The organism is Geodermatophilus aquaeductus (assembly GCF_900182545.1).
In the GTDB taxonomy this organism is placed as follows: domain Bacteria; phylum Actinomycetota; class Actinomycetes; order Mycobacteriales; family Geodermatophilaceae; genus Geodermatophilus; species Geodermatophilus aquaeductus.
Window position 1 is genome coordinate 24,167 of sequence record NZ_FXTJ01000005.1, and the last position, 23,753, is coordinate 47,919.

26 protein-coding genes are annotated in these 23,753 nt (G+C 75.8%); 7 read left to right on the forward strand and 19 right to left on the reverse strand.

Features of this window, described 5'->3' with window-relative positions; genetic code table 11:
• Positions 1–31: 31 nt before the first annotated feature.
• Together FN207_RS13550 and dxr are read right to left on the reverse strand one after the other, a co-directional pair.
• Positions 32–1,465: a M50 family metallopeptidase gene (locus FN207_RS13550; protein WP_342778746.1), complete on the reverse strand. Its 1,434-nt coding sequence runs from the start codon at positions 1,463–1,465 to the stop codon at positions 32–34.
• Entirely contained in the window at positions 1,417–2,619 is a 1,203-nt protein-coding gene (gene dxr, locus FN207_RS13555) for a 1-deoxy-D-xylulose-5-phosphate reductoisomerase (RefSeq protein ID WP_142459049.1), read from the reverse strand. Before dxr ends, FN207_RS13550 begins: the two co-directional genes overlap by 49 nt.
• Before the next feature lie 170 nt (positions 2,620–2,789).
• On the opposite strand from dxr, the gene FN207_RS13560 reads away from it, so the two are divergent.
• From FN207_RS13560 to FN207_RS13570, 3 genes are read left to right on the forward strand one after another with little or no spacing between them, the layout of a single operon-like run.
• A complete protein-coding gene (locus FN207_RS13560; RefSeq protein WP_142459050.1) occupies positions 2,790–3,707 on the forward strand; it encodes a hypothetical protein in 918 nt (305 codons plus the stop codon).
• Between the two features lie 2 nt (positions 3,708–3,709).
• The gene (locus FN207_RS13565; RefSeq protein WP_142459051.1) at positions 3,710–4,678 is read left to right on the forward strand and encodes an LCP family protein; all 969 of its coding nucleotides are present in this window, start codon (positions 3,710–3,712) and stop codon (positions 4,676–4,678) included.
• 55 nt (positions 4,679–4,733) lie between these two features.
• Positions 4,734–5,054 (forward strand): DUF2631 domain-containing protein, encoded by a 321-nt coding sequence (locus FN207_RS13570; protein ID WP_142459052.1) that lies wholly within the window; start codon positions 4,734–4,736, stop codon positions 5,052–5,054.
• Positions 5,055–5,060: 6 nt separating this feature from the next.
• Here FN207_RS13570 and FN207_RS13575 read toward each other — a convergent pair whose 3' ends face one another.
• The 3 genes from FN207_RS13575 to FN207_RS26290 form a co-directional block, all read right to left on the reverse strand.
• Entirely contained in the window at positions 5,061–5,777 is a 717-nt protein-coding gene (locus FN207_RS13575) for a VIT1/CCC1 transporter family protein (protein WP_142459053.1), read from the reverse strand.
• Positions 5,774–6,949 (reverse strand): dual-specificity RNA methyltransferase RlmN, encoded by a 1,176-nt coding sequence (gene rlmN, locus FN207_RS13580; RefSeq protein WP_142459054.1) that lies wholly within the window; start codon positions 6,947–6,949, stop codon positions 5,774–5,776. Before rlmN ends, FN207_RS13575 begins: the two co-directional genes overlap by 4 nt.
• Before the next feature lie 62 nt (positions 6,950–7,011).
• Positions 7,012–8,238, reverse strand: a complete 1,227-nt coding sequence (locus FN207_RS26290) for a hypothetical protein (RefSeq protein WP_185938339.1) — start codon at positions 8,236–8,238, stop codon at positions 7,012–7,014.
• Positions 8,239–8,364: 126 nt separating this feature from the next.
• Here FN207_RS26290 and FN207_RS13590 point away from each other — a divergent pair, with 126 nt between their 5' ends.
• The 3 genes from FN207_RS13590 to FN207_RS13600 are packed head-to-tail and all read left to right on the forward strand — an operon-like array spanning position 8,365 to position 10,915.
• Entirely contained in the window at positions 8,365–9,009 is a 645-nt protein-coding gene (locus FN207_RS13590) for a TrmH family RNA methyltransferase (protein ID WP_246066035.1), read from the forward strand.
• Positions 9,010–9,041: 32 nt separating this feature from the next.
• Positions 9,042–9,806 carry a polyphosphate kinase 2 family protein gene (locus FN207_RS13595; RefSeq protein WP_142459056.1) on the forward strand — a complete coding sequence of 255 codons (765 nt, stop codon included), beginning with the start codon at positions 9,042–9,044 and terminating at the stop codon, positions 9,804–9,806.
• The gene (locus FN207_RS13600) at positions 9,803–10,915 is read left to right on the forward strand and encodes a GNAT family N-acetyltransferase (protein ID WP_142459057.1); all 1,113 of its coding nucleotides are present in this window, start codon (positions 9,803–9,805) and stop codon (positions 10,913–10,915) included. The genes FN207_RS13595 and FN207_RS13600 overlap by 4 nt, the downstream gene beginning before the upstream one ends.
• Here FN207_RS13600 and FN207_RS13605 read toward each other — a convergent pair.
• The 5 genes from FN207_RS13605 to rpsB form a co-directional block, all read right to left on the reverse strand.
• Positions 10,879–11,859, reverse strand: coding sequence for a phosphatidate cytidylyltransferase (locus FN207_RS13605; protein WP_246066036.1), 981 nt, complete (start codon positions 11,857–11,859; stop codon positions 10,879–10,881). The genes FN207_RS13600 and FN207_RS13605 overlap by 37 nt on opposite strands.
• A gap of 165 nt (positions 11,860–12,024) precedes the next feature.
• Complete coding sequence (frr, locus tag FN207_RS13610) at positions 12,025–12,582, reverse strand: ribosome recycling factor (RefSeq protein ID WP_110905306.1); 558 nt, start codon at positions 12,580–12,582, stop codon at positions 12,025–12,027.
• Between the two features lie 70 nt (positions 12,583–12,652).
• On the reverse strand, positions 12,653–13,441 hold the full coding sequence (gene pyrH / locus FN207_RS13615; protein WP_185938340.1) for a UMP kinase: 789 nt from the start codon (positions 13,439–13,441) through the stop codon (positions 12,653–12,655).
• Between the two features lie 129 nt (positions 13,442–13,570).
• The gene (gene tsf / locus FN207_RS13620; protein WP_142459059.1) at positions 13,571–14,386 is read right to left on the reverse strand and encodes a translation elongation factor Ts; all 816 of its coding nucleotides are present in this window, start codon (positions 14,384–14,386) and stop codon (positions 13,571–13,573) included.
• Between the two features lie 92 nt (positions 14,387–14,478).
• Entirely contained in the window at positions 14,479–15,411 is a 933-nt protein-coding gene (rpsB, locus tag FN207_RS13625; RefSeq protein ID WP_142459060.1) for a 30S ribosomal protein S2, read from the reverse strand.
• Between the two features lie 302 nt (positions 15,412–15,713).
• On the opposite strand from rpsB, the gene FN207_RS13630 reads away from it, so the two are divergent.
• Entirely contained in the window at positions 15,714–16,217 is a 504-nt protein-coding gene (locus FN207_RS13630) for a M23 family metallopeptidase (RefSeq protein WP_142459061.1), read from the forward strand.
• Here FN207_RS13630 and FN207_RS13635 read toward each other — a convergent pair.
• The 9 genes from FN207_RS13635 to FN207_RS13675 form a co-directional block, all read right to left on the reverse strand.
• A complete protein-coding gene (locus FN207_RS13635) occupies positions 16,203–16,520 on the reverse strand; it encodes an antibiotic biosynthesis monooxygenase family protein (protein WP_142459062.1) in 318 nt (105 codons plus the stop codon). The two genes, FN207_RS13630 and FN207_RS13635, sit on opposite strands and share 15 nt — an antisense overlap.
• On the reverse strand, positions 16,517–17,320 hold the full coding sequence (gene whiG, locus FN207_RS13640) for an RNA polymerase sigma factor WhiG (protein WP_142459063.1): 804 nt from the start codon (positions 17,318–17,320) through the stop codon (positions 16,517–16,519). The genes FN207_RS13635 and whiG overlap by 4 nt, the downstream gene beginning before the upstream one ends.
• A gap of 74 nt (positions 17,321–17,394) precedes the next feature.
• The gene (locus tag FN207_RS13645) at positions 17,395–18,330 is read right to left on the reverse strand and encodes a tyrosine recombinase XerC (RefSeq protein ID WP_142459064.1); all 936 of its coding nucleotides are present in this window, start codon (positions 18,328–18,330) and stop codon (positions 17,395–17,397) included.
• A gap of 81 nt (positions 18,331–18,411) precedes the next feature.
• Positions 18,412–19,659 carry a DNA-processing protein DprA gene (dprA, locus tag FN207_RS13650; protein WP_142459065.1) on the reverse strand — a complete coding sequence of 416 codons (1,248 nt, stop codon included), beginning with the start codon at positions 19,657–19,659 and terminating at the stop codon, positions 18,412–18,414.
• Positions 19,656–21,176, reverse strand: coding sequence for a YifB family Mg chelatase-like AAA ATPase (locus FN207_RS13655; protein WP_142459066.1), 1,521 nt, complete (start codon positions 21,174–21,176; stop codon positions 19,656–19,658). Before FN207_RS13655 ends, dprA begins: the two co-directional genes overlap by 4 nt.
• Positions 21,173–21,532: a YraN family protein gene (locus FN207_RS13660; protein ID WP_142459067.1), complete on the reverse strand. Its 360-nt coding sequence runs from the start codon at positions 21,530–21,532 to the stop codon at positions 21,173–21,175. The genes FN207_RS13655 and FN207_RS13660 overlap by 4 nt, the downstream gene beginning before the upstream one ends.
• Before the next feature lie 131 nt (positions 21,533–21,663).
• Entirely contained in the window at positions 21,664–21,984 is a 321-nt protein-coding gene (locus tag FN207_RS13665) for a DUF2469 domain-containing protein (RefSeq protein WP_110005697.1), read from the reverse strand.
• Complete coding sequence (locus FN207_RS13670) at positions 21,981–22,760, reverse strand: ribonuclease HII (protein WP_142459068.1); 780 nt, start codon at positions 22,758–22,760, stop codon at positions 21,981–21,983. The genes FN207_RS13665 and FN207_RS13670 overlap by 4 nt, the downstream gene beginning before the upstream one ends.
• A gap of 186 nt (positions 22,761–22,946) precedes the next feature.
• Positions 22,947–23,666 (reverse strand): LuxR C-terminal-related transcriptional regulator, encoded by a 720-nt coding sequence (locus FN207_RS13675; protein WP_142459069.1) that lies wholly within the window; start codon positions 23,664–23,666, stop codon positions 22,947–22,949.
• Positions 23,667–23,753: the final 87 nt, after the last annotated feature.

Genomic DNA, 23,753 nt, shown 5'->3' on the forward strand with positions numbered 1-23,753 from the left:
ATCCCCGCACTCGCGGGGTCGGCGCCGTGGGCTACTGGAGTGTGATCGGGTTGACGACGTCGGCGACGAGCAGCAGCCCCGACAGCGCGATGAACAACCCGGCGACGACGTAGGCCACGGGCATCAGCCGGGCGATGTCGAACGGCCCGGGGTCGGGGCGGCCGCGCCAGCGGGCGACCACCGACCGGGCCTTCTCGTACAGCGCCCCGGCCACGTGCCCGCCGTCGAGCGGGTAGATCGGCACCAGGTTGAACAGGAACAGCACCATGTTCACGCTGGCCAGCAGGCTGAGGAAGAAGCTCACCTTCTCGGCGCCGCTGAACTCCTGGATGGCGAACACCTCGCCGGAGATCCGGCCGACGCCGACGACGCCGATCGGCCCGTTGACGTCGCGCTCCTCGCCGAGGAACGCCGCCCGGAACAGCTGCGGCACCCGCTCGGGGATCTCCAGCAGCCGCTGCACCGACTGCGACACGACCATGCCGAAGTAGCCGGGCAGCTCGCCGACCGACTGGCGGGCGAAGCCGAACACCGGGCTGACGCCGAGGTAGCCGGCGGTCATGGTGCCCTCGCCGTCGTCGGTGGCGACGACGTTCTCGATCGGCGTGACCGTGAGCTCCCGCCGGGCGCCGTCGCGCTCGACGGTGAGCTGCAGCGGCTGGCCGGCCGAGGCGCGGATCGCCTGCTGCACCGTCGTCCAGCTGTCGTACGCGGTCGGATCGACCTGCTGCCCGCCGATGGCGACGATCGTGTCGCCGGGCCGCAGGCCGGCCTCGGCAGCCGGGCTCGGCACCGGCTCGGCGCAGTCGGCGCTGCCCGCCTCGCACAGCTGCCCGGCCTCCGCGCCGCTGGTGACGATCGGGATGCCGCAGACGTCGGTGTCCTGCTCCTCGGCGACGGCGATGCTCTCCGCGCCCGCCGGGACGACGCAGGCCGGCACGGTGTCGAGCTGGGTGGTGACGACGTTGGTGCCGATCGCGGTGAGCGCGATGCCGAAGAACAGGACCGCGAGCACCAGGTTGTGGAACGGCCCGGCGAACATGACGATCACGCGCTGCCACCAGGGCTTGGCGTAGAAGACCCGGCCGGCGTCGCTGGGCCGGACGTCGTCGAGGGCCTGGCCGCGGACCTCGGCGATGAACCTCCGCATGCGGGTGGCGCGCTCGCTCTCGCCCTCCTCGGCCGGCGGGATCATGCCGACGATGCGGATGTAGCCGCCGAGCGGGATGGCCTTGATGCCGTACTCGGTCTCGCCGCGGCGGCGGGAGAACACGGTGGGCCCGAAGCCGACCATGAACTGCGGGACCCGCATGCCGAACTTCCGCGCCCAGAAGAAGTGGCCGAACTCGTGGAAGCCGATGCTGAACAGCAGGCCGATCGCGAACGCGACGATCCCGAGGACGGTCAGCAGGATGCTCAGCTGGGGCCTCCGGCAAGGGCGGCGCGGGCGTGCTGCCGGGCCCAGCGCTCGGCGGCCAGCACGTCGTCCACGCAGGTGGGCGCGCCGAGGTCCGGCGCGTCGTCGAGGGTACGCGCGACGAGCCCGACGACGTCCGGGAAACGCAGCCGCCCGGCGAGGAAGGCCGCGACCGCCTCCTCGTTGGCCGCGTTGTACACCGCCGGGACGACGCCGCCGGCCTCCCCCGCCGCGCGCGCGAGCCGCACCGCCGGGAAGGCGTCGGAGTCCAGGGGCGCGAACTCCCAGGTGCTCGCCGTCGACCAGTCGAGGGCCGGCTGCACGTGCGGCAGCCGGTCGGGCCAGGCCAGCGCCAGCGCGATGGGCAGCCGCATGTCGGGCGGGCTGGCCTGGGCGATCGTCGCGCCGTCGGCGAAGGTGACCATCGAGTGCACGATCGACTGCGGGTGCACGACGACGTCGATGTCGGCGTAGGGCACGCCGAAGAGCAGGTGCGCCTCGATCAGCTCCAGGCCCTTGTTGACCAGGGTGGCGGAGTTGATCGTCACCACCGGCCCCATGGCCCAGGTGGGGTGCGCCAGCGCCTGCTCAGGGGTGACGTCGGCGAGGTCGGCGGCGGCGCGCCCGCGGAACGGGCCGCCGCTGGCGGTGAGCACCAGCCGGGCCACCTCGCCCCGGGCACCGCCGCGCAGGCACTGCGCCAGCGCCGAGTGCTCGGAGTCCACCGGCACGAGCTGGCCGGGCGCGGCGGCGGCGGTGACCAGGTCGCCGCCGGCGACGAGGGACTCCTTGTTGGCCAGGGCGACGACGTTGCCGGCCCGCAGGGCGGCCAGCGTGGGTCCGAGCCCGATCGAGCCGGTGATCCCGTTGAGGACGACGTCGGTGCGCCGCGCGGCCAGCTCCTCGGCGGCGCGCGGCCCGGCGAGGATCTCCGGCAGCGCGTACTCCCCCTTGGCCCAGCCGCGCTGCGAGGCCGCCGCGTAGAAGGCCAGCTGCAGGTCCTGGGCCGCCGTGGCGCGGGCGACCGCCACGGTGCGCACGCCGAGGGTCAGCGCCTGCTCGGCCAGCCGGGCGACGTCGCCCCCTCCGGCGGCCAGCGCGGTGATCCGCAGCCGGCCGGGGTTCTGCTCGGCGACGGCGATCGCCTGCCGGCCGATCGAGCCGGTGGAGCCCAGCACGGTGACCTCGCGCGGCTCGCTCATGTCGCGCATCCTGCCAACCCCGCCGCTGCCATTCGCGCACCGCGGGCCCCATGCACCCCTCCGGTCACTCCTGACCCGAAATGATCATCCGGGCTACATCGGAACAGGATCGTGCCGATGAGGGTGCTGACGGCCCGGGGTGTCCGGGCCACAGACGCCCCGGAGGGCCCATGTCCCGCGTGTCCCCGCTCCGCCTCTGCACCGTCGCAGGGCTCGCCGCCGGCACGGTCGCTGCCGGTGTCGCGCTCGCGCCGACCGCCCTCGCCGCCGGCCTGCCCGCTCCCACGGCTCCGGCGACCGTCGAGGCCGGCGTGGGGTTCCAGGTCACCGGCACCGGCTGCGTGATCGAGGAGCCCTTCAACTGGGCCGTCGTCGGGATCGTGACCGACGTCCCGACCCAGGACCCGGAGGACGACCTCTTCGGCGCCATCCCGCACGACGACGGCTCCTGGACCGCGACGGTCGTGTTCCCCGCCGGCACCACCGGCAGGCACGAGATCCGTGCGGCCTGCGGCTCCTACTACGGCGAGGAGGCCACCGAGTACCCCGTCGTCACCGTCACCGTGGGCACCCCCTCGACCGGCACGCCGTCGACGCCGACCGCCTCCACCACCAGCGCCGCTCCCACCACCTCGGCCACCGGCCAGATCCGCGGCACCTCGGCGAACAGCCCCGGCGTGGCCAGCCCCGACACCGGCGCCGCGACCGGCGACCGCTCGACCCCTGGCCAGAAGGTCGTCAAGGTCCTCACCGGCTTCAAGCCCGGTGAGGTCGTCACGGTGACCCTGCACTCGACCCCGCAGCGGGTGGCCAGTGCGACCGCCGACGCCTCGGGCACCGTCCGCATCGAGTTCACCCTCCCGGCGGGCACCCCGGCCGGCGCGCACACGCTGGTCTACGAGGGCAGCCAGGGCACCTACTTCCAGGAGGCGTTCACGGTGACCGCGGCTGCCGGCTCCGGCGCCGCCCTGGCCTACACCGGCGCGAGCGTCGCCCTGCCGCTGGGCCTGGGCGCCGGGGCCCTCGCGCTGGGCGGCGGCCTGGTGGTCCTCTCCCGCCGCCGGTCCGCGGGGGCCCCGCAGGCCTGAGCGTGACCCCTCCGCACGACCCCGACGCCGGCCAGGCACCGCCTGGCCGGCGTCGGCCGCGTTCGCGGCGCCGGCGGGCCACCCTCGCCGCCGGCCTGCTGGCGGTGCTGCTGCTCCTGGCCGACGCCGCCGTGCTGTCCGACCGCGTCGGCGAGGTCGACGTCGCCCTGACCGCCGACGACTCCGACGGGCGCACGTGGCTCCTGGTGGGCCTCGACTCGCGCGAGCACCTGCCCGCGGGCGCCGACCCCGCCGACTTCGGCACCCCCGAAACCGTGCCCGGCACGCGGGCCGACGTCGTGCTCGTCGTCCACCAGACCGACGCCGGCACCAGCGTGCTGTCGGTCCCCCGCGACCTCCTGGTCGTCAGTGGACGCAGTCCCGACCGACTGGCCCTGAGCTGGCTCGACGGACCCTCTGCCACCGTCGGCGCGCTCTGCCGGCTGGGGATCCCCACCGACCACCTGGTCACCGTCGACCTGGCCGGCTTCGCCGCGGTGGTCGACGCCGCCGGCGGGCTGGACGTCGACGTCCCCGAGCCCGTCCGCGACCGGCCCGCCGGCCTGCTGCTGGAGCGCGCCGGACGGCAGCACGTCGACGGCGCCACCGCACTCGCCCTGGTCCGCTCCCGGCACCCCGAGCACCGCGTCGACGGCGCGTGGGTGCCTGCGCCGGTCGACCCGGACGGCCGGGCGACGGCGGCGGGCACCGTCCTGTCCGCGCTGGTCGCGCAGGTGCAGCGCTCGTCGCTGCTCCCCTGGCGGCTGCAGTCGATGGCCTGGGCGGCCTCGGGCGCCCTCACGGTCGACCCCGGTACGTCGGTCGCCGACCTGCTCGCGCTGGCGAGGGCCGACATCGGTGCGGTGGACGTGCTCCCGGCGGCCGAGCCGGTGGCCGGCACGCTGCCGCGTCTGCCCACGTCGGACACCACCGCCGCCGTGGCCGCGGCCGGGATGCACTGCGACGCCTGACGACCCGCCGCCACCTCGACCGGTGCCCAGTGGGGCGGGCTGGCAGGATGGGGGCGTGAGCGAGCAGCACGGCCCCGGGGTCCGCCAGCACAACCCGCTGACCACGCGCGTCAACCAGCCCAACCGCGAGGAGGGCGTGGTCCGCGCCGGGGAGCACCCGGTCGAGCACGAGCGCCCCGAGGACTGGGGCTGGCACCACCGCATGCGCACGGCGCCCCAGGTCGCCGGCTGGCTCACCGTGGTGGCGATGCTGTCCTACACGTGGGGCAACCACGAGGGCCGCATGGAGGACGTGTTCCTCTTCGCCATCGCCGCGGGGCTCGTCGTCCTGCTGCTGTGGGACCTGCGCCGCAAGCGCACCGCCTGGCGCCCCTAGGACAGATCAGGCGGCGGTGACGCCGATCGCCGCGCCGATGGCGTAGGTGGCCCCGGCCGCGACCGCCCCGAAGAGCAGCTGCCGCAGGCCCGCGGACCACCACGGCCGCGGCGTAAAGCGCGAGGACAGCGCGCCGGCCACCACCAGGCCCACGCCGCCGCACAGCAGCGCCACCCACAGCAGCGAGAGCCCGAACAGGTAGGGCAGCAGCGGGACCACCGCGCCGACGGCGAAGGTGAGCAGCGAGGAGACCGCGGCCGTCATCGGGGACGGCTTGTCGGCTGGGTTGAGCCCCAGCTCGGCGACCACGTGCAGCCGCAGCGCGGTGTCGGGGTCGCGGTGCAGCTGGACGGCCACCTGCCGGGCGAGGTCGCCGTCGACCCCGCGGACCCGCAGCATCTGCACCAGCTCGGCGAGCTCCCCGGCCGGATTGCGCTCCAGCTCGCGGCGTTCCTTCTCGACCTCGAGGTCGAGCTGCTCGTTCTGCGTCTTCACCGACGTGTACTCGCCCAGCGCCATCGAGAGGGCGCCGGCGACCAGGCTGGCCGTGCCGGCGAGCACGATCGCGCGGGAGGACGCCCCGCCGCCGCCGACACCGGAGACCAGCGCGGTGTTGGTCACCAGCCCGTCCATGGCGCCGAAGACGGCGGCGCGCAGCCAGCCGCCGGAGACGTCCGCGTGGCTGTGCTCGTGCGCCTCGGCGGTAGGCGCCTCGGACGTCACGCGTCCGTCTCCGCCCCCAGGGCCACCGGGGTCTCGACCGCCGGGGTCGGCGTGGCGACCGTGGGGACGCCGTCGGCGCGGTCGGCGGCGGCGAGCTGGCCGCAGGCGCCGTCGATGTCCTGGCCGCGGGTGTCGCGGACCGTCGTCGGCACCCCGTGCGCGCGCAGCCGGGCCACGAACTCCCGCTGCGCGGGCAGGGGGCTGGCGTCCCAGGGGCTGCCCGGCGTCGGGTTGAGCGGGATCAGGTTGACGTGCGCGAGCCGCTTCGCCAGCAGCCGGCCGAGCAGGTCGGCGCGCTCGGGCTGGTCGTTGACGTCGCGGATGAGCGCGTACTCCACCGAGTACCGGCGGCCGGTGCGCGCGGCGTAGGCGTCGGCGGCGTCGACGACCTCGGCCACCTTGTGGCGGGTGTTGATCGGCACGAGGGTGTCGCGCAGCTCGTCGTCGGGGGCGTGCAGGCTCACCGCGAGGGTGACGTTGAGGCCCTCCTCGGTGAGCCGCCGGATCGCCGGCACCAGGCCCACGGTGGAGACGGTGACCGAGCGCTGCGACAGGCCCAGGCCCCAGGGGGCCGGCGTCAGCAGCGCGTCGAGGGTGCGGCGGACGCGGGCGTAGTTCGCCAGCGGCTCGCCCATGCCCATGAAGACCACGTTCGACAGCCGGCCCGGGCCGCCGGGGATCTCGCCGGAGGCCATGGCCGCGGCGGCCGCGACCGCCTGCCCGATGATCTCGGCCGCGGAGAGGTTGCGGGTCAGCCCCTGCTGCCCGGTGGCGCAGAAGGGGCAGGCCATGCCGCAGCCGGCCTGGCTGGAGATGCACACGGTGGCGCGGTCGGGATAGCGCATGAGCACGCTCTCGACCAGCGCGCCGTCGTGCAGCCGCCAGAGCGTCTTGCGGGTGCGGCCGCCGTCGGCCGACTGGTGCCGGACCGGCGTGAGCAGCCCCGGCAGCAGCGCCTCGGCCAGCGCCTCGCGCACCGCGGCGGGCACGTCGGTCATCTGCGCCGGGTCGGTGGTGCCGCGGAAGAAGTGCCGGGCGAGCTGGTCGGCGCGGAAGGCCGGCTGCCCGATCCCGGCGACGGCGGTGCGCGCCTCCTCGCGGGTCAGGTCGGCGAGGTGGCGCGGCGGCTTGCCCCGGCGGGGGGCGTCGAGGACGAGCGGCAGGACAGTCATGGCGTGTCCATGGTCCCACCCGTGCGCGGCGCGTGGGCCGCGCTGCGGGTGAGGTCCCTCGCTCAGGACCGCCGGCCCCCGGCCACCGCGGGCTCCGGTGCCGTCGTCGGCTGGGGCGTCGTGGTCGGGTCGGCGGTCTCCTCGGCCTCGTCCGTGTCCGTCTCGGGCTCGTCGGTCGGCGGCGGCGTCGTCGTCGTCGTCTCGGGTGTGGCCGTCGGTGGCGTCGGGGGCGGTGTCTCCTCCACGCCCGGGTCCGTCGTCGGCGTCGCGGTCGGCGTGCTCGTCGGCGCCGGCTCGACCGGGGTCGGGACCGTGACCGGGGGCGCGACGGGCTGGTCGACGGGAGGGGCCGCCGGGAGCGTCACCGGTGCCGGCGCGACGACGGCCGGCGCCGCCGGTTGCGGGTCCGGTGCCGGCGCGACGGCCGGTGGGGCCGCGGGGGCGACGACGGCGACCGGCGCGGGGTCCGTACCGGTCGCCGGGGCGGGCTCGACCGGCACCGGCTCGGGGGTGGTCGGTGCGGCCGGGACGGCGACGACCGCATGGGGCCGGGTCGGCGTCGCGGTGCGGGAGGTCGAGGGGGCCGCGGTCGGCGAGGACTGCACGGCCGCGGTCGGGACCGCGTCGGACGACGAGGTCGCCGCCAGAGCCGCGCCCGCCACCGCGCCGACGGCCATCAGCACCGCCACGAGCGTGATCCCCAGCCGGCGCCGGGGCCGGCGGCGGGGGCCGACGAGGACCTGCGGCCGCACGGCCTCCGCCGGACCGGCGACCGCGAACACCGTCTCCAGCGCCCGGGCCTCGGGCACCGCGTAGGGGCCGGGCGACGGCGGTGGCGTCCCGTGGTCCGCGGCGTCGTCCGCTCCGAGGACGGGCTCCTCCGGCACCTCGGGCGCCGTGTCCTGGGAGGCCGGGTCCTGGGAGGCCGGGTCCTCGGAGGCCGGGTCCTCGGAGGCCGGGTCCTCGGAGGCCGCGTCCTCGGGAGCGGCGTCCTCGCGGGTCACCGCCTCGGGCGCCTCGGCTTCGGGCACCTCGGCTTCGGACGCCTCGTCGTCCGGTGCCTCGGCCTCGGGCGCCTCGGCCTCGGGCGCCTCGTCCTGGACTGCGTCGTCCACGGGGGCGCCGTCCGGGGCCGGCACGGGCTCCGGCTGGTTCACCCACTCCGGCAGCCAGTCCCGCCACAGGGCGGACGCCGGCGCGGCCGCGTCCTCCGCCTGCTCCACCGGGTCCACCGGGCTCCCGGCTGTGCCGAGGTCGTCGCGCGCCTCGTCGTCCTGCTGCGCCGTCATCCCACCTCGCAGTAACCGACCGTCATGTTGTGCTCACCCCGTGGAGTGGTCATCGTGCCGGACGGATCCGGCCGCGTGCCGGAGGCGCGGCCGGGCGGGGGTGGGGAGCCCGCTAGCGTCGGCCGGGTGGCCGAGGCGGAACGCGACCCCAGCCCGCTCGATCCGGTCGGCGTGGGGCCGTGGGAGGGACCGTGGCCGGAGGACCCGCGCTACGACCCCGAGCTGCTCGCCGCCGGGGACCGCCGCAACGTCGTCGACCGGTACCGCTACTGGACGGTCGAGGCGATCGTGGCCGACCTCGACCCGCGCCGGCACGCCTTCCACGTCGCCATCGAGAACTGGCGGCACGACCTGAACATCGGGACCGTCGTGCGCACGGCCAACGCCTTCCTCGCCGCCGAGGTGCACGTCGTCGGCCGGAAGCGGTGGAACCGCCGGGGCGCGATGGTGACCGACCGGTACCTGTCCGTGCGGCACCACCCCGACGCGGCCGCGCTGGGTGCCTGGGCGCGCGAGCGGGAGCTGCCCGTGCTCGCCGTCGACAACCTGCCCGGCGCGCGGCCGCTGGAGACCGCCGTCCTCCCGCGGGCCTGCGTGTTCCTGTTCGGCCAGGAGGGCAGCGGGCTGACGGCCGAGGCGCGGGCGGTGGCCGGCGACGTCCTGTCGATCGCCCAGTTCGGCTCGACGCGGTCGATCAACGCCGGTGTCGCGGCGGGCATCGCCATGCACGCCTGGGTCCGCCAGCACGCCGACCTGAGCGCTCCGGGCTGACAGCCGGGAGCCGGTGCGCCAGGCTCGGCGGGGTGGGGCGACTCGACGACGTGGACCTGACCCAGCGGCTCGGCAAGCGCGAGGCCAAGGAACAGCTGGCCGCGGCCCAGCAGCGGCTGGTGCACCTGCGGCTGTTCCTCGGCGGCCAGCTGGGGACACCGCTCGGGCCACCGGTGTGTGTGCTCTTCGAGGGCTGGGACGCCTCCGGCAAGGGCGGCGCGATCAAGCGGCTGGTCGACGAGCTCGACCCCCGCCACGTCCGGGTGTCCCAGTTCGCCGCCCCGACGTCCGACGAGAAGCGGCACCACTTCCTGTGGCGGTTCTGGCCGGTGCTGCCCGGCTGGGGCGGCATGGCCGTGCTCGACCGCACCTGGTACGGCCGTGTCCTGGTCGAGCGGGTCGAGGGGTTCGCACCCGAGGAGGCGTGGCAGCGGGCCTACGGCGAGATCGTGGACCTGGAGACCACGCTCGCCGCCGAGGGCATGGTGCTGGTCAAGTTCTGGCTGCACGTCTCGCCCGAGGAGCAGCTGAGCCGCTTCGAGTCGCGCTCGACCGACCCCTACCGCGCGTGGAAGCTGACCGACGAGGACTGGCGCAACCGCGAGAAGCGCCCGGCCTACGAGGCCGCCGTCGAGGACATGCTGGCGCGCACCGACCACCCCGCCGGCCGCTGGACGCTGGTGGCCGGTGACGACAAGCGGTGGGCGCGGGTGGCCGTCGTCCGCACCGTGTGCGAGGCGATCGAGTCCGCCCTGGCCGCCCGCGGGATCGACCCCGACGCCGTGCCCGCGGGGTGAGCGTCCTCGTCCACCTCTGCACGCCCGCGGACTGGCGGGCGGCGCTCTCCGCCGGGGCGCTGCGGCCGTCCGGCGGGCCCTTCGTGCACCTCTCCTCCCCCGGCCAGGTGTCCCTCCCGGCGGGCCGGCTGTTCCCGGGCCGGCGGGACCTGGTGCTGCTCGTCGTCGACCCGGCGCGCCTGACCGACCCGGTGGTCGAGGAGCCCGGCGTCCCCGGCGACCCGGTGGGCATGCGCTTCCCGCACCTGTACGGCCCGCTGCCGGCCGCCGCGGTGGTCGCCGTCGTGCCGTACCGGCCGCCGGTCGAGCCGGTGCTGCCCGCCCCCGGCGACGCGCTGGGCCGGGCGCTGGCGCACCAGCTGTCGCTGCGGACGCGGCGGGCCGCCGAGGTGCGCGACGTCCCCGGCGGCGTGGCCGTCCTCGACCGGCGCTTCCCGCACTCGCGGGACGACAACCGGCTGCTGCTCGACGACCCGGCCGACGCCGGCACGGTGGCCCGGGTCGCCGCCGACGTGCTCGAGGGGCAGGTCCTGCCGGCCACGCTCCGCTGGCCCGGCGCCGACGCGGCCGCCGCCGAGCTGGCCGCGGCCGGGTGGGAGGCCGAGGAGCTGGTCGTCATGGCCCGCTCCCCCGTCCCCTCCCTGCCGGGCGCGGAGCGGGCGGAGGTCGTCGCGCAGGCGGAGGTGCACCCGCTGTGGGAGGCCTCGTGGCGGCGCGGCCTGGCGGGGCTGCCCGACCTCGACGAGGTGGTGCGCCAGCTGGTGGGCCGCGAGCACCGCAACGACGCCGTCGTCGCGGTCACCGACGTGGCCGCGCGCGAGGACGGCCGGGTGGTGGCGGCCGGCCAGCTGCGGGTCGACGGCGCGACGGCGGTGGTCGAGTCGGTGATGACCGAGCCGGCCGCCCGCGGGCGCGGGCACGCCGACGCCGTCCTCGCCCGGCTGCTGCAGCTCGCCGCCGACGCCGGCTGCGACCTCGTCGTCCTCGACGCCGACGCCCGCGACTGGCCGCGGGACTGGTACGCCCGCCGCGGCTTCACCGTGGCCGGGTCGACCTGGGAGGTGGTCCCGGGTCAGAGCGGGGGCGCGACCCAGGACAGCAGCAGGTAGGCCACCGCCGCCGACGGCAGCAGGCTGTCGAGCCGGTCCATGATCCCGCCGTGGCCGGGCAGCAGCGTGCCCATGTCCTTGATGCCGAGGTCGCGCTTGATCAGCGACTCCCCCAGGTCGCCCAGCGTGGCCGTGACCGCCAGCGCGACGCCGACGAGCACCCCGCCCCACCACGGGCCGTCGAGGGCGAGGACGACGATCGGCGTGGCGACGAGGACGCAGGCCACGACCGACCCGGCCATGCCCTCCCAAGACTTCTTCGGGCTCACCGTCGGCGCCATGGGGTGCCGGCCGAAGAGCACGCCCGCCGTGTAGCCGCCGACGTCGTTGCCGACCACGGTGGCGATGAACGCCAGCACCCGCGCGACGCCGTCGTCGGGGACGAGCAGCAGGACCGCGAAGCCGGCCAGCAGCGGCACGTAGAGGGCGACCAGGACGCCGGCGGAGGCGTCGCGCAGGTAGTCGTCCGGCCCGTCCCCGAGCCGCCAGAGCAGCACCGCGACGACGGTCAGCAGGAAGCCGACGACGAGCCCGTCGGGGCCGCGGGTCCAGGCCAGCGCGAGCATGGCGACGGTGCCGACCAGCAGCGGCAGCAGGGGGGCACGCACGCTGCCGGACTCCAGGGCACGGACCAGCTCGACGACGCCGACCAGGATGGCCACCGCGATGACCAGCAGGAACGCCGGCCGGTAGACCACCAGCGAGGCGATGATGACCGCGCCGAGGCCGAGACCGACCCCGATGGCGGCGACCAGGTTCCGCCCCGCCCGGCTGCTCGAGGGCGGGACGAGGTCCGGCTCGGGATCGGGTCCGGGCACCGGCCCGACGTCCGGTCCGGTGCGTCCCGGCTCGGGCTCGGTGGTGCGGGGCTCGGCGCGCGCCGCCGCCGGGACGGCGATCTCCTGGGTGCCCGGGACGTCGATCGGGCTGGTGGGCGGCGCCACCGGCCGCACCGGCCCGGTCGTGGCGTCGGAGCGCGACGATGACGGGGGCGGTGGCGGCGGCGAGGGACGCCGGACGACCGGGATCGGCCCGGTGTCGGCGTCCCCGGACGGGCCGGCCCCGGTGGCGTCGGGACGGGAGGTCATGGCTGGGGTCGGGCGAGCGGCTCAGACCTCGAGGAGCTCGGACTCCTTGTTCTTCACGGCCTCGTCGATCGCCGAGACGTGCTGGGCGGTGAGGTCGTCGAGCTCCTTCTCCGCGCGGCGCACGTCGTCCTCGCCGGCCTCGCCGTCCTTGGCGATGCGGTCGAGCTCCTCCTTGCTGCGGCGGCGGACGTTGCGGATGGCGACCTTGGCGTCCTCGCCCTTGGAGCGGGCCTGCTTGACCAGGTCGCGGCGGCGCTCCTCGGTGAGCTGCGGGAAGACCACGCGGATGATCTGGCCGTCGTTGGTCGGGTTGACGCCGAGGTCGCTGTCGCGGATGGCCTTCTCGATCGCCGAGAGCTGGCTGATGTCGTAGGGCTTGATGACCGCCATGCGCGCCTCGGGCACGGTGATCGACGACATCTGCGGCACCGGCGTCGGGGCGCCGTAGTAGTCGACCAGGACCTTGTTGAACATCGAGGGGGCGGCGCGGCCGGTGCGCACCGAGCCGAGGTCCTCCCGCGCGACCGACAGGGCCTTGTCCATCCGCTCCTCGGCGTCGAGCAGGGTGTCGTCGATCACGGGTCTCTCCTCCTGCAGCGGGATCGTCCCCGCCGTCGTCTTGCGGTGCGGCTCGCGTGCGGGCGCGCGCTCAGCTGATCAGCGTGCCGATCCTCTCACCCGCCGCGGCACGGGCGATGTTGCCGTCGCGCAGCAGGTTGAACACCACGATCGGCATCCGGTTGTCCATGCACAGGCTGATGGCCGTGGCGTCGGCGACCTTGAGCTGGTCGGCGAGGACGGTGGCGTACTCGAGGTCGTCGTACATGGTGGCGGCGGGGTTGGTGCGCGGGTCGTCGTCGTAGACGCCGTCGACGCCGTTCTTGGCCATGAGCAGCACCTGGCAGCCGATCTCCAGGGCGCGCTGGGCGGCGACGGTGTCGGTGGAGAAGTAGGGCATGCCGGCGCCGGCGCCGAAGATGACCAGCCGGCCCTTCTCCATGTGCCGGACCGCCTTGCGCGGGATGTAGGGCTCGGCGACCTGGCCCATGGTGATCGCCGTCTGCACCCGGGTCTCCAGGCCCACCTGCTCGCAGAACGCCTGCAGCGCCAGGGCGTTCATGACCGTGCCGAGCATGCCCATGTAGTCGGCGTGCCGGCGGTCCATCCCGGCCTCGGCGAGCTCCGCGCCGCGGAAGAAGTTGCCGCCCCCGACGACCACGGCGACCTGGGTGCCGCCGTGGACGACCCCGGCGAGCTGCTCGGCGATGCTGTGCACGATGCCGCCGTCGACACCGACGCTGCCGCCGCCGAAGGCCTCACCGGAGAGCTTGAGCAGCACCCGCTGGTAGCCGTTGCCGTCGGCGGGCTGGAAGGCGCTGGGGGCCGACAGCGGTGGGTGCGCTGCGGCCGGGGTCTGCGTCGTGGCGGTCTCGGTCAACAGCTCATCCCTCGCTCGACGTCGTTGCGCTGATCCTGCCAAACGGCGCCCGGCGCGTCAGCCGGGCCCGGAGACGCCACCGGCCCCGTCCCTGGGCGGGACGGGGCCGGTGCGCGGTGCGGTGCGGCCTCAGGCCTGGCCGACCTCGAAGCGGGCGAACCGCTGCACGGTCAGGCCGGCCTCGTCGACGATCTGCTTCACCGTGCGCTTGGGCTCGGTGATCGACGGCTGCTCGAGCAGGACGAAGTCCTTGTAGTAGGCGTTGACCCGGCCCTCGACGATCTTGACGATCGCCTGCTCGGGCTTGCCCTCCTCCTTGGCCGTCTGCTCGGCGACGCGGCGCTCGGTCTCGACGGCCTCGGCCGGGACCTCCTCGCGGGACAGGTAGCGCGGGCGCGCGGCGGCGATGTGCATCGCCAGCGAGCGCGCGGCCTCCTCGTCGCCGCCCTGGTACTGGACGGCGACCCCGATGGCCGGGGGCAGGTCGGTGGCCCGCTTGTGCAGGTAGACCGCGGTCGGGCCCTCGAAGGTGGCGAAGCGGGAGAGGACGAGCTTCTCGCCGATGCGGGCGGACTCGGACTCGATCAGCTTGGCGACGGTCTGGCCGTCGACCTCGGTGGCCATGAGGTCCTCGAGGGTCGCGGGGGACTGCTCGAGGACGATCTCGATGAGGCGCTCGGCGAGCGCGACGAAGTCGGCGTTCTTGGCGACGAAGTCGGTCTCGCAGTCGAGCTCGAGCAGGGCGCCGTGCTTGCTGACGACGATGCCGTTGGTCGTGGAGCGCTCGAGGCGCTTGCCGACGTCCTTGGCACCCTTGATGCGCAGCAGCTCGATGGCCTTGTCGTACTCGCCGTCGGCCTCGGTCAGGGCCTTCTTGGCGTCCATCATGCCGGCGCCGGTGGCGTCGCGGAGGCGCTTGACGTCGGCAGCGGTGAAGGCGGGCATGTCACTTCCTCACGGGTCTGGAGTGGGTGGTGCGGACGTGCCGCGGCGCCGCCGCCCGGTCCCCACGGGTCCGGAGCGGCGGCGCCGTCGGGTCAGCCGTTCTGGGCGCCCTGGGTACCGGTGGCGGTGTCGCCGGTGGCGGGCACGCCCTCGACCGGCGCGATCTCCTCGGCGGTCACGGCGGGCGGGGCGGCCGGGGTCTCCGGCAGCGGGGCGGCCTCGGTCGCGGCAGCGTCGGCCTGGCCGGTCAGCAGCTCGCGCTCCCAGTCCGGCAGCGGCTCGGCGTCGCCGATGACCGGCTCGCCGCCGTCCTCGCGGCCGGCGTTGGCCTGGGCGGCCGAGCGGGCCATGAGGCCCTCGGCGACCGCGTCGGCGATCACGCGGGTCAGCAGGGCGGCGCTGCGGATGGCGTCGTCGTTGCCCGGGATCTTGTAGTCGACCTCGTCGGGGTCGCAGTTGGTGTCCAGGATCGCGACGACCGGGATGTTCAGCTTGCGCGCCTCGCCGACGGCGATGTGCTCCTTCTTGGTGTCCACGATCCAGACGGCGCTGGGCACCTTCTGCATGTCGCGGATACCGCCGAGGCTGCGCTCGAGCTTGGCCTTCTCGCGGCTGAGGACCAGCTGCTCCTTCTTGGACAGGCTGACCAGCACGCCGGTCTGCTCCATGTCCTCGAGCTCCTTGAGGCGCTGGAGCCGCTTGTGCACGGTCTGGAAGTTGGTGAGCATGCCGCCCAGCCAGCGCTGGTTGACGTAGGGCATGCCCACGCGCTGGGCCTGCTCGGCCACGACCTCCTGCGCCTGGCGCTTGGTGCCGACGAACAGGATCGAGCCGCCGTGGGCCACGGTCTGCTTGACGAACTCGTAGGCCTGGTCGATGTACCCGAGCGTCTGCTGCAGGTCGATGATGTAGATGCCGTTGCGCTCGGTGAAGATGAACCGCTTCATCTTCGGGTTCCAGCGACGGGTCTGGTGCCCGAAGTGGACGCCGCTGTCGAGCAGCTGCTTCATGCTGACGACTGCCATGTGGGGCGCAGCCTCTCGTGCTCACGCGCGACCGCACGGCGGCCGCGCTCCTCGGTTGACGCGGGCACCGGGTGGTGTCCCGCCCTGGCGTCCCGCGGCGCCACCGACCCGGCAGGACCGGGACCGAGGTGGGGCTGCCCCGCCGCTGGGGCGGGAGGAGGACGCGCGGAGTCGACCCGTGCAGACGGGTCGCACCATTCAGCATACGCGGTGCCCGGTGTGCTCCTCCCCCGCCGTCGGGCCCGTCCACAGGTCCGCCGTCCGCGGTCGGTCCGCGCGCGACGGCGTCGAGGCTCGGCGGCGTGCCCGCCCGCCTGCTGCTCGTGGTCCTGCTGACCTGCGCCGCCGTGCTCGCGCCGGCCCCCGCGGTCGCCGAGCCCGCCGTCCCGGGCGCCGCGGCGTGGACGTCGCCGCTCGGCGATCCGCCGCGGGTTTCCCGCCCGTTCGCTCCCCCGCCCTCGCCCTACGGCCCCGGGCACCGCGGCGCCGATCTGGCCGGCGTCCCGGGTGCCGTCGTCGCGGCGGCCGGGGACGGCGTCGTCGTCTTCGCCGGGATGGTGGCGGGGCGGCCGGTGGTCAGCGTCGACCACGCCGGCGGGCTGCGGACGACGTACGAGCCGGTCGACCCCGCCGTCGCGGCCGGGCAGGCGGTGTCCCGCGGCGCTCCGCTCGGGACGCTCCTGGCCGGGCACGAGGGGTGCCCGGCCGCCGCGTGCCTGCACTGGGGGCTGCGCCGCGGCGAGGTCTACCTCGACCCGCTGTCGCTGCTGCGCCCGCCGCGAGTCCGGCTGCTACCGCTCGGGTGAGGCCGTGAGCACCTCGGTGAAGTGCTCGACGGTCGGGAACGGGTCGTAGAAGGCGTGCAGCAGCGCGCGCCACTGCTGATAGGCCGGCGAGCCCCGGAAGCCCTCGGTGTGGTCCTCCAGGCTGTCCCACTCGACGAGCAGCAGGTAGACGTTGCCGCGCTCGAGGCAGCGCGACAGCCGCAGCGACCGGAACCCCGGGGCGGCCGCGATGAGCGGCCGGGCCCGCGCGAAGGCCGCCTCGAACGCGTCCTCCTCCCCGGGCCGGACCGGCAGGAGGGCGTGCTCGAGGACGCCCGCGCTCACGCGATGTCGGCGAGCTTGGTGCGGAGGTGCAGGACCGCCTTGGTGTGCAGCTGGCAGATCCGGCTCTCGGTGACGCCGAGGACGCGGCCGATGTCGGCCAGGGTGAGGCCCTCGAAGTAGTAGAGGCTGACGACGACCTTCTCGCGCTCGGGCAGCTGCTCGACGGCGCGCGCGAGCAACTGGCGGGCCTCGCCGTGCTCGGCCATCGCCTGCGGGTCGAGGGCGTTGGCGTCCTGCAGCGTGTCGACCAGGCGGGGGGCGCCGCCGTCGTCGTCGGTGAGCAGCTCGTCGAGGGCGACGACGTTGACCAGGGAGAGCTGGCCGAGGAACTTGCGGACGTCCTCGACGTCCATCTCCATCGCCGCGGCGATCTCCTCGTCGGTCGGGCTGCGCCGCAGCTGGCTCTCCAGCGCGGCGACCGTCCGCTCGAACTGGCGGGCGCGCATGCGGACCGACCGGGGGATCCAGTCGGTGCTGCGCAGCTCGTCGATGATCGCGCCGCGGATGCGGGCCATCGCGTAGCTCTCGAACTTGACCTCGCGCGAGGGCTGGTAGCGGGTGATCGCGTCGATGAGCCCGAAGGTGCCGTAGGAGACCAGGTCGGCCTGCTCGACGTGCGCCGGCAGACCGCTGCCGACCCGGCCGGCGACGTACTTGACCAGCGGCGCGTAGTGGAGGATCAGCCGGTCGCGCAGCTCGGGGGCGCGGTCGGCGACGTACTGCGCCCAGAGCTCGGTCAGCGCTGCGTCGGCGTCCTCCTCGGAGTCGCCGCCGATCCGGTGGATGGTCGCCTCGGGCACGTCGGCTCTCCCCGCTTCGTGGTGGCTCGGGTCCCGCGGGACCCCTCGGACTGTCGGGCTGGTGGGTGGTGGGCTCAGGCCCGCGGGTGCGCCTGCGCGTGCACCGCACGCAGTCGCTCGACGGTCACGTGCGTGTAGATCTGCGTCGTCGCGAGGCTAGCGTGGCCGAGCAGCTCCTGGACGGACCTCAGGTCGGCGCCGCCCTCGAGGACGTGCGTGGCCGCGGAGTGGCGCAGCCCGTGCGGGCCGACGTCGGGGGCGCCGGGCGCGCGGGCCACCGCGGCGTGCACCGTCCGGCGGGCCTCGCGCGGGTCCAGCCGCCGGCCGCGGGCGCCGAGCAGCAGCGCCGGGCCGGAGTCCGGGGTGGCCAGCGCCGGGCGGCCGCGGGTCAGCCAGGCGTCGAGCGCCTGCTCGGCCGGGGCGCCGTAGGGGACGCTGCGCTCCTTACGGCCCTTGCCCAGGACGCGCAGCAGTCGCCGGCCGCGGTCGACGTCGTCGACGTCGAGGCCGACCAGCTCGCTGACCCGGATGCCGCTGGCGTAGAGCAGCTCGAGGACGACGGCGTCGCGCAGGCCCACCGGCTCCTCGGCGCCGGCGGTCGACTCGACGACCGCGCGCGCCTGGTCGGGGGCGAGCACGTCGGGCAGCGTGCGGTGCGCCTTGGGGCTGACCAGCCGCTGGCCGACGTCCTCCGGGATGAGCCCCGAGCGGCGCAGCCAGGCGGTGAACGACCGCGCGGCCGCGGCGCGGCGGGCGGTGGTCGCGCGGCTCGCACCCCGGGTGCGGCCCTGGGCCAGCCAGCTGCGCAGGACCCCGAGGTCGAGCTCGTCCACCTGCGTGCCGCCGCGCCGGGCCAGGTGGTCGAGCAGCCAGACGGCGTCGGTGACGTACCCGCGGACGGTGTGCGCCGACAGGTCCCGCTCGTCGAGCAGCGCCCGCTCGTAGCCCTCGAGCGCGGCACCCAGCGCGGGCGGCAGCGCGGCGCGGGCGTCGGCGGTCCGGGCGGTCACGGTCCTGACCGTCCGACGGCGCCGACCGCCGGTCAAGGCGCCGCGCCGGTCGGTTGCCCACCACGGATGCACCGACGGGCGTCACCCGCGCTTCCGCGGCGGCGGTGCCAGCCGCCAGCCGGTGCCGGTCCGCTGCACGAGGTCGGCCAGCTCCAGCGCCGGCAGGACGCGCAGGGCCTCCAGCGGGTCGCACCCGGCCACGGCGGCCAGCCGCTCGGCGCTGACGCCGGTCCGGACCGGGCAGGCGTCGAGCACCCGGCGGGCGATGTCGGACAGGCCGTCGCGCGGGGACGCGGGCCGCGCCGCCGGGGCCACGAGGTCGTCGCCGAGGCTGCCGACCGCCTCGATCACCTGGGCGGCGTTGCCCACCAGCTGCGCGCCACCCTCCGGCTCGCGCAGCAGCTCGTGGCAGCCGACCGACATCGCGCTGGTGACCGGGCCGGGCACGACCAGCACCTGCTTGCCCAGCCCGCGCGCCCGCCGGGCGGTGGCCTGGGCGCCGGAGCGGGCCGCGGCCTCGACCACCACGGTGCCGCGGGTGAGCCCGGCGATGATCCGGTTGCGGACGAGGAAGCGGTGCCGGTGCGGTGCTGCGCCCGGCGGCCACTCGCTGACCAGCAGGCCCCCGGCGTCGACGATGCGCGAGAACACCGCCGAGTGGGCCGCGGGATAGGCCCGGTCGACGCCGCAGGCGAGCACCACCACGGTGGGCGCGCCGGCGGCCAGCGCGCCGCGGTGGGCGGCGACGTCGATGCCGTAGGCCCCGCCCGAGACGACCGTCCAGCCCCGCTCCCCCAGCTGCGCGCCGAGGTCGACGGCCACGTGCTCGCCGTAGGCCGTGGAGGCGCGCGCCCCCACCACGGCCACCGAGCGGTCGACGGTCGCGTCCAGCGGCGGGTCCCCGCGCACCCACAGGCCCACCGGGGGCACCAGCGCGGTGGTCCGGTCGCTCTGGCCCGCGTCCCCGCCGTCGTGCGCGGCGACGGTCAGCGGGTGCAGCGCCAGGGCGGGCCACTCGTCGTCCTCGGGCACCACCAGACGGGCGCCGCAGCGCTCGGCGCGGCGCAGGTCGGCGAGGCTGGCGTCCTCCCCGGCCCGCGGACCGACGAGGGCCCGGGCCTTCTCCGGCGCCACCCCGGCGCGTAGCGCGCGCACCGCGGCGACCGGTCCGACCTCGTCGATCCACCGCCACAGGTCCACCGAGCCCGGCTCGGCGGCACGGGTCAGCCAGGCCCGGGCCCGCCGCAGGCCGGCCGCGGCGACGCCCCCGACCGCGGCCGGGCCGGCGAGGGCGTCCTCGAGGTCCTCGTCGAGGGTCGGCGCGGTCACGCCGCCACCCGCTGCAGCCGCATGCCCAGCGCCTCGGCGACGTCGTCGCTGTCGGGCACCGTCCGCCCCGACAGGTCGGCCAGCGTCCAGGAGACCCGCAGCACGCGGTCCAGGCCGCGGACCGAGAGCAGGCCGCGGTCCAGCGCCCGCTCGGCCAGCGCCAGTGCCGGGCGCGGGACCGGCCAGCGCTCGCGCAGCAGCCGTCCGGGCACCTGGCTGTTCAGGACGAGCCCGGTGCCGGCCAGCCGGTCGGCCGCGGCCGACCGTGCGGCGGCCACCCGCGCCGCCACCGCGGCGGTCGGCTCCGGGGCCGAGCCCGCGTCCATCCAGGCGGCCCGGGTGACCGGCGGGAGCTCGACGCGCAGGTCGATGCGGTCGAGCAGCGGGCCGGACAGGCGCGACTGGTAGCGGCGCCGCTCCAGCGGGCTGCACGTGCACGCGGCGTCGCCGGCCGCGCTGGCGCACGGGCACGGGTTGGCCGCCAGCACCAGCTGGGCGCGGCACGGGAAGGTCGCCGAGCCCGCGGCCCGGCTGATCGTGACCTGCCCGCGTTCCAGGGGCTGGCGCAGCGTGTCCAGCGTCGCCCGGGGGAACTCGGGCGCCTCGTCGAGGAAGAGCACACCGCGGTGGGCGCGGCAGAGGGCCCCGGGGCGGATGGCGCCGGAGCCGCCTCCGACGAGGGCGGCCATGGTGGCCGTGTGGTGCGGCGCCTCGAAGGGCGGCCGGCTCAGCAGCGGCGCTCCCGGCGGGAGCGTGCCGGCCACCGAGTGGATGGCGGTGACCTCGAGCGCGGCCCGCTCGTCGAGCACCGGCAGCAGCCCGGGCAGCCGCTCGGCGAGCATCGTCTTGCCCGCACCGGGCGGGCCGGTCAGGAACAGGTGGTGACCGCCGGCCGCGGCCACCTCGACCGCGCGCCGGCCCGCGGCCTGGCCGACCACGTCGCCGAGGTCCGGCGCCGGCGCCGGTGGGGGCAGCGGACCGCGCCGGTGCGCCAGGAGGCGGCTGCGGCCGGACAGGTGGCCGACGAGGTCGCCGAGCGTCCGCGCGGCGAGCACCTCGACGCCGCCGACGAGGGCGGCCTCCTCGGCGTTGCCGGCCGGGACCACGACGGTGGCGTGGCCGGCCCGCGCGGCGGCCAGCACCGCGGGCAGGACACCGCGGACGGCACGCACCGAGCCGTCGAGTCCCAGCTCGCCGAGCAGGACCAGCCCGTCGGCGCTGTCGGCCGGCAGCGTGCCGGCCGCGGCGAGGACCGCGGCGGCCAGGGCGAGGTCGAAGCCGCTCCCCTGCTTGGGCATGGCGGCCGGTGACAGGCCGATGGTGATGCGGCGCATCGGCCACGAGGCGCCGGTGTTCACGACGGCGGCGCGGACGCGGTCGACCGACTGGCGCACCACGGCGTCGGGCAGGCCGACGAGCACCACCCCGGGGACGCCGGCGGACATGTCCACCTCGACCTCGACCATCTCCCCGGACACCCCGGCCAGGCCGACCGACCAGGTGCGCGCCAGCGTCACGAGAACGCCCCGCGCAGGTGGGTCACCAGCGCCGGCGCGGCCGGCCGCACGAGGACGCCGACGACGTCGAAGCGCAGGTCGGGGGCGTGCTCGTCGTGGGCGGCCAGCCACCGCTGGGCCAGCAGGCGCAGCCGCCGCTGCTTGACCGGGGTCACCGCCTCCACGGGGTGGCCGAAGCCGGTCGCCCGGCGGGTCTTGACCTCGCAGAAGACGATCGCCGTCCCCTCGCGGGCGACGATGTCGAGCTCGCCGTCGCGGCAGCGCCAGTTGCGGTCGAGGACGGACAGTCCGGCGTCTGTCAGGTAGACCGCGGCGATGGTCTCCCCGCGGCTGCCGAGTTCGGTGGTCGTGGACACCCGCCGACCGTGACCCGCGGCGACACCGCCCACGGCCCGGGAGGGCGGTCTGTGGACGGCGTCCCGGGCTGTGGACGGCGCGGACGCTCCCGTCGGCCCGGGCGGTCAGCCTCCCGGGCGTGGAGTGCAGATCAGCTGAGCCGGGGCCCGTCGGGCAGCTCGAGGTCGGGCTTGTCCAGTTCCTCGACGTTGACGTCCTTGAACGTCAGCACGCGGACGTTGCGGACGAAGCGCGCCGGCCGGTACATGTCCCAGACCCAGGCGTCGGAGAGCTTGAGCTCGAAGAACACCTCGCCGCCGGCCTCGCGGACCTGCAGGTCGACGGAGTTGGCCAGGTAGAAGCGCCGCTCGGTCTCCACCACGTAGGTGAACTGCCGGACGATGTCCCGGTACTCGCGATAGAGCTGCAGCTCCATCTCGGTCTCGTACTTCTCCAGGTCCTCGGTACTCATCGCGGCTCTCCGGAGACGGTGCACATGCCCCCATCATCGACCATGCCGCCGGGACCGGTGAGCTGGAGTTCCCGGACGGCGTGTGCGTCGCGCGCGCGGACGACGTTGACGAACCGCGAGCGGTGCTCGGGACAGGGCCCGTGACGCTCGAGGGCGGCGCCGTGCGCCTCGGTCGTGTAGCCCTTGTGCACCGCGAAGTCGTACTCGGGGAAGCGCTCGTGCAGGTCGAGCATGATGCGGTCGCGGGTGACCTTGGCCAGCACCGACGCGGCGGCCACGCAGGCGGCGACGCGGTCGCCCTTCCACACCGCGAGGCTGGGCACGCCCAGCCCGGGCACCGCGAAGCCGTCGGTGAGGACGTAGTCGGCCGGCGGGTCCAGCGCGGTCACCGCGCGGCGCAGCGCCTCGAGGTTGGTGACGTGCATGCCGCGCGCGTCGAGCTCGGAGACCGGGATCACCACGACCGACCAGGCCACCGCGCGCTCGACGACCTCGTCGTAGACCCGGTTGCGGGCGGCGGCGGTGAGCAGCTTGGAGTCGGCGAGCCCGGGGACGCGGCCGCGGCGTCCGGCGGGGAGCACGCAGGCGGCGGCGACCAGCGGTCCGGCGCAGGCGCCGCGCCCGGCCTCGTCGGCACCGGCCACGGAGGCGAAGCCACGCCGGCGCAGCGACCGTTCCATGTCCCACAGCGCGTCGCCGTCGGCGACGTCGGGACGACGGGAGCGGGCCGCCGGCGCAGCGGCGACCCGGTGGGCGGGGGGAAGACGTCCGGCCATCGCCGACCGACACTACGACGCCCTCCCGACGGACCGTCGGCGACGTCGGGGCCCGCGGGGCGGCGGCAACGACCACGGGCCGGTCCCCGGGGTCAGAGGGGACCGGCCCGTGGACCGGAGCGGACCCGGGGGTCCGTGGGCCGGACCGCCGAGGAGGCGGACGGTCCGGACGGAGGAGGGAGGGGGTCAGACCTCCACGGGGGCCGGGGCGGCGGTCACGGCGTGGGCACCGCAGGTGCAGGAGGCCGAGCCGCGCGAGGAGAGCACCAGGGAGACCGCGTGCGCCCGGTCGCGGGCACCCAGCTTGCGCAGGATGGCCTTGACGTGGGACTTGACGGTGTCCTCGCTGATGAACAGGTTGCGGCCGATCTGCCGGTTGGACTGGCCCTGCAGCAGCTCGTCGAGGACGTCCTGCTCGCGGCGGGTCAGGGGGACCTCGGGGGTCAGCGGCTTGGCGACGGGAGCGGTGGCGCCCTCGACGCGGCGGATCTGCGGGTCGACGACGGTGCGGCCGGCACGGGCGGCCAGGATCGCCCAGCCGAGCAGGGTCGGCGAGGTGTTGAGCATCAGGTAGCCGCGAACACCGGCGGCGACCGCCTCGTTGACCACGGCGGGGTCCTCGGAGGTGGCCAGGGCGACGACGGCCACCCGCGGGAAGCGGCGGCGCAGGTCGCGGACGACGTTGAGGGTGGCGGCGCGACCGGCGCCCATCTCGACGACCACGGCGTCGGGCCGGGCGGTCTCGACGAGGGTCAGGGCGCGGCGCAGCTCGCCGGGGGTGCCGACCGACTGCATGCCGGCCGTCTCGTTGATCATGCTGACCAGGCCGCGCCGCAGGACGGGGGCGTCGGCGAGGAGGAGCACGCGGGTGACGCCTCGGGTAGCGCTCGCCAGGGGTGCGGACACGACTTTCTCCAATTCAGTGGACCAGGTGACTCTCGACTACTCCATCGGGATGAATGGCGCACACCTTGAACACTTCCTGGGGATTTT

Excerpts from the sequence above, each read along its gene's own strand:
- rpsB (WP_142459060.1), bottom strand. The coding sequence starts at position 15,411 with ATGGCAGTCGTCAGCATGAAGCAGCTGCTCGACAGCGGCGTCCACTTC.
- rlmN (WP_142459054.1), bottom strand. The coding sequence starts at position 6,949 with ATGACTGTCCTGCCGCTCGTCCTCGACGCCCCCCGCCGGGGCAAGCCG.
- tsf (WP_142459059.1), bottom strand. The coding sequence starts at position 14,386 with ATGCCCGCCTTCACCGCTGCCGACGTCAAGCGCCTCCGCGACGCCACC.
- FN207_RS26290 (WP_185938339.1), bottom strand. The coding sequence starts at position 8,238 with ATGACGGCGCAGCAGGACGACGAGGCGCGCGACGACCTCGGCACAGCC.
- dxr (WP_142459049.1), bottom strand. The coding sequence starts at position 2,619 with ATGAGCGAGCCGCGCGAGGTCACCGTGCTGGGCTCCACCGGCTCGATC.
- FN207_RS13560 (WP_142459050.1), top strand. The coding sequence starts at position 2,790 with ATGTCCCGCGTGTCCCCGCTCCGCCTCTGCACCGTCGCAGGGCTCGCC.
- FN207_RS13665 (WP_110005697.1), bottom strand. The coding sequence starts at position 21,984 with ATGAGTACCGAGGACCTGGAGAAGTACGAGACCGAGATGGAGCTGCAG.
- FN207_RS13670 (WP_142459068.1), bottom strand. The coding sequence starts at position 22,760 with ATGGCCGGACGTCTTCCCCCCGCCCACCGGGTCGCCGCTGCGCCGGCG.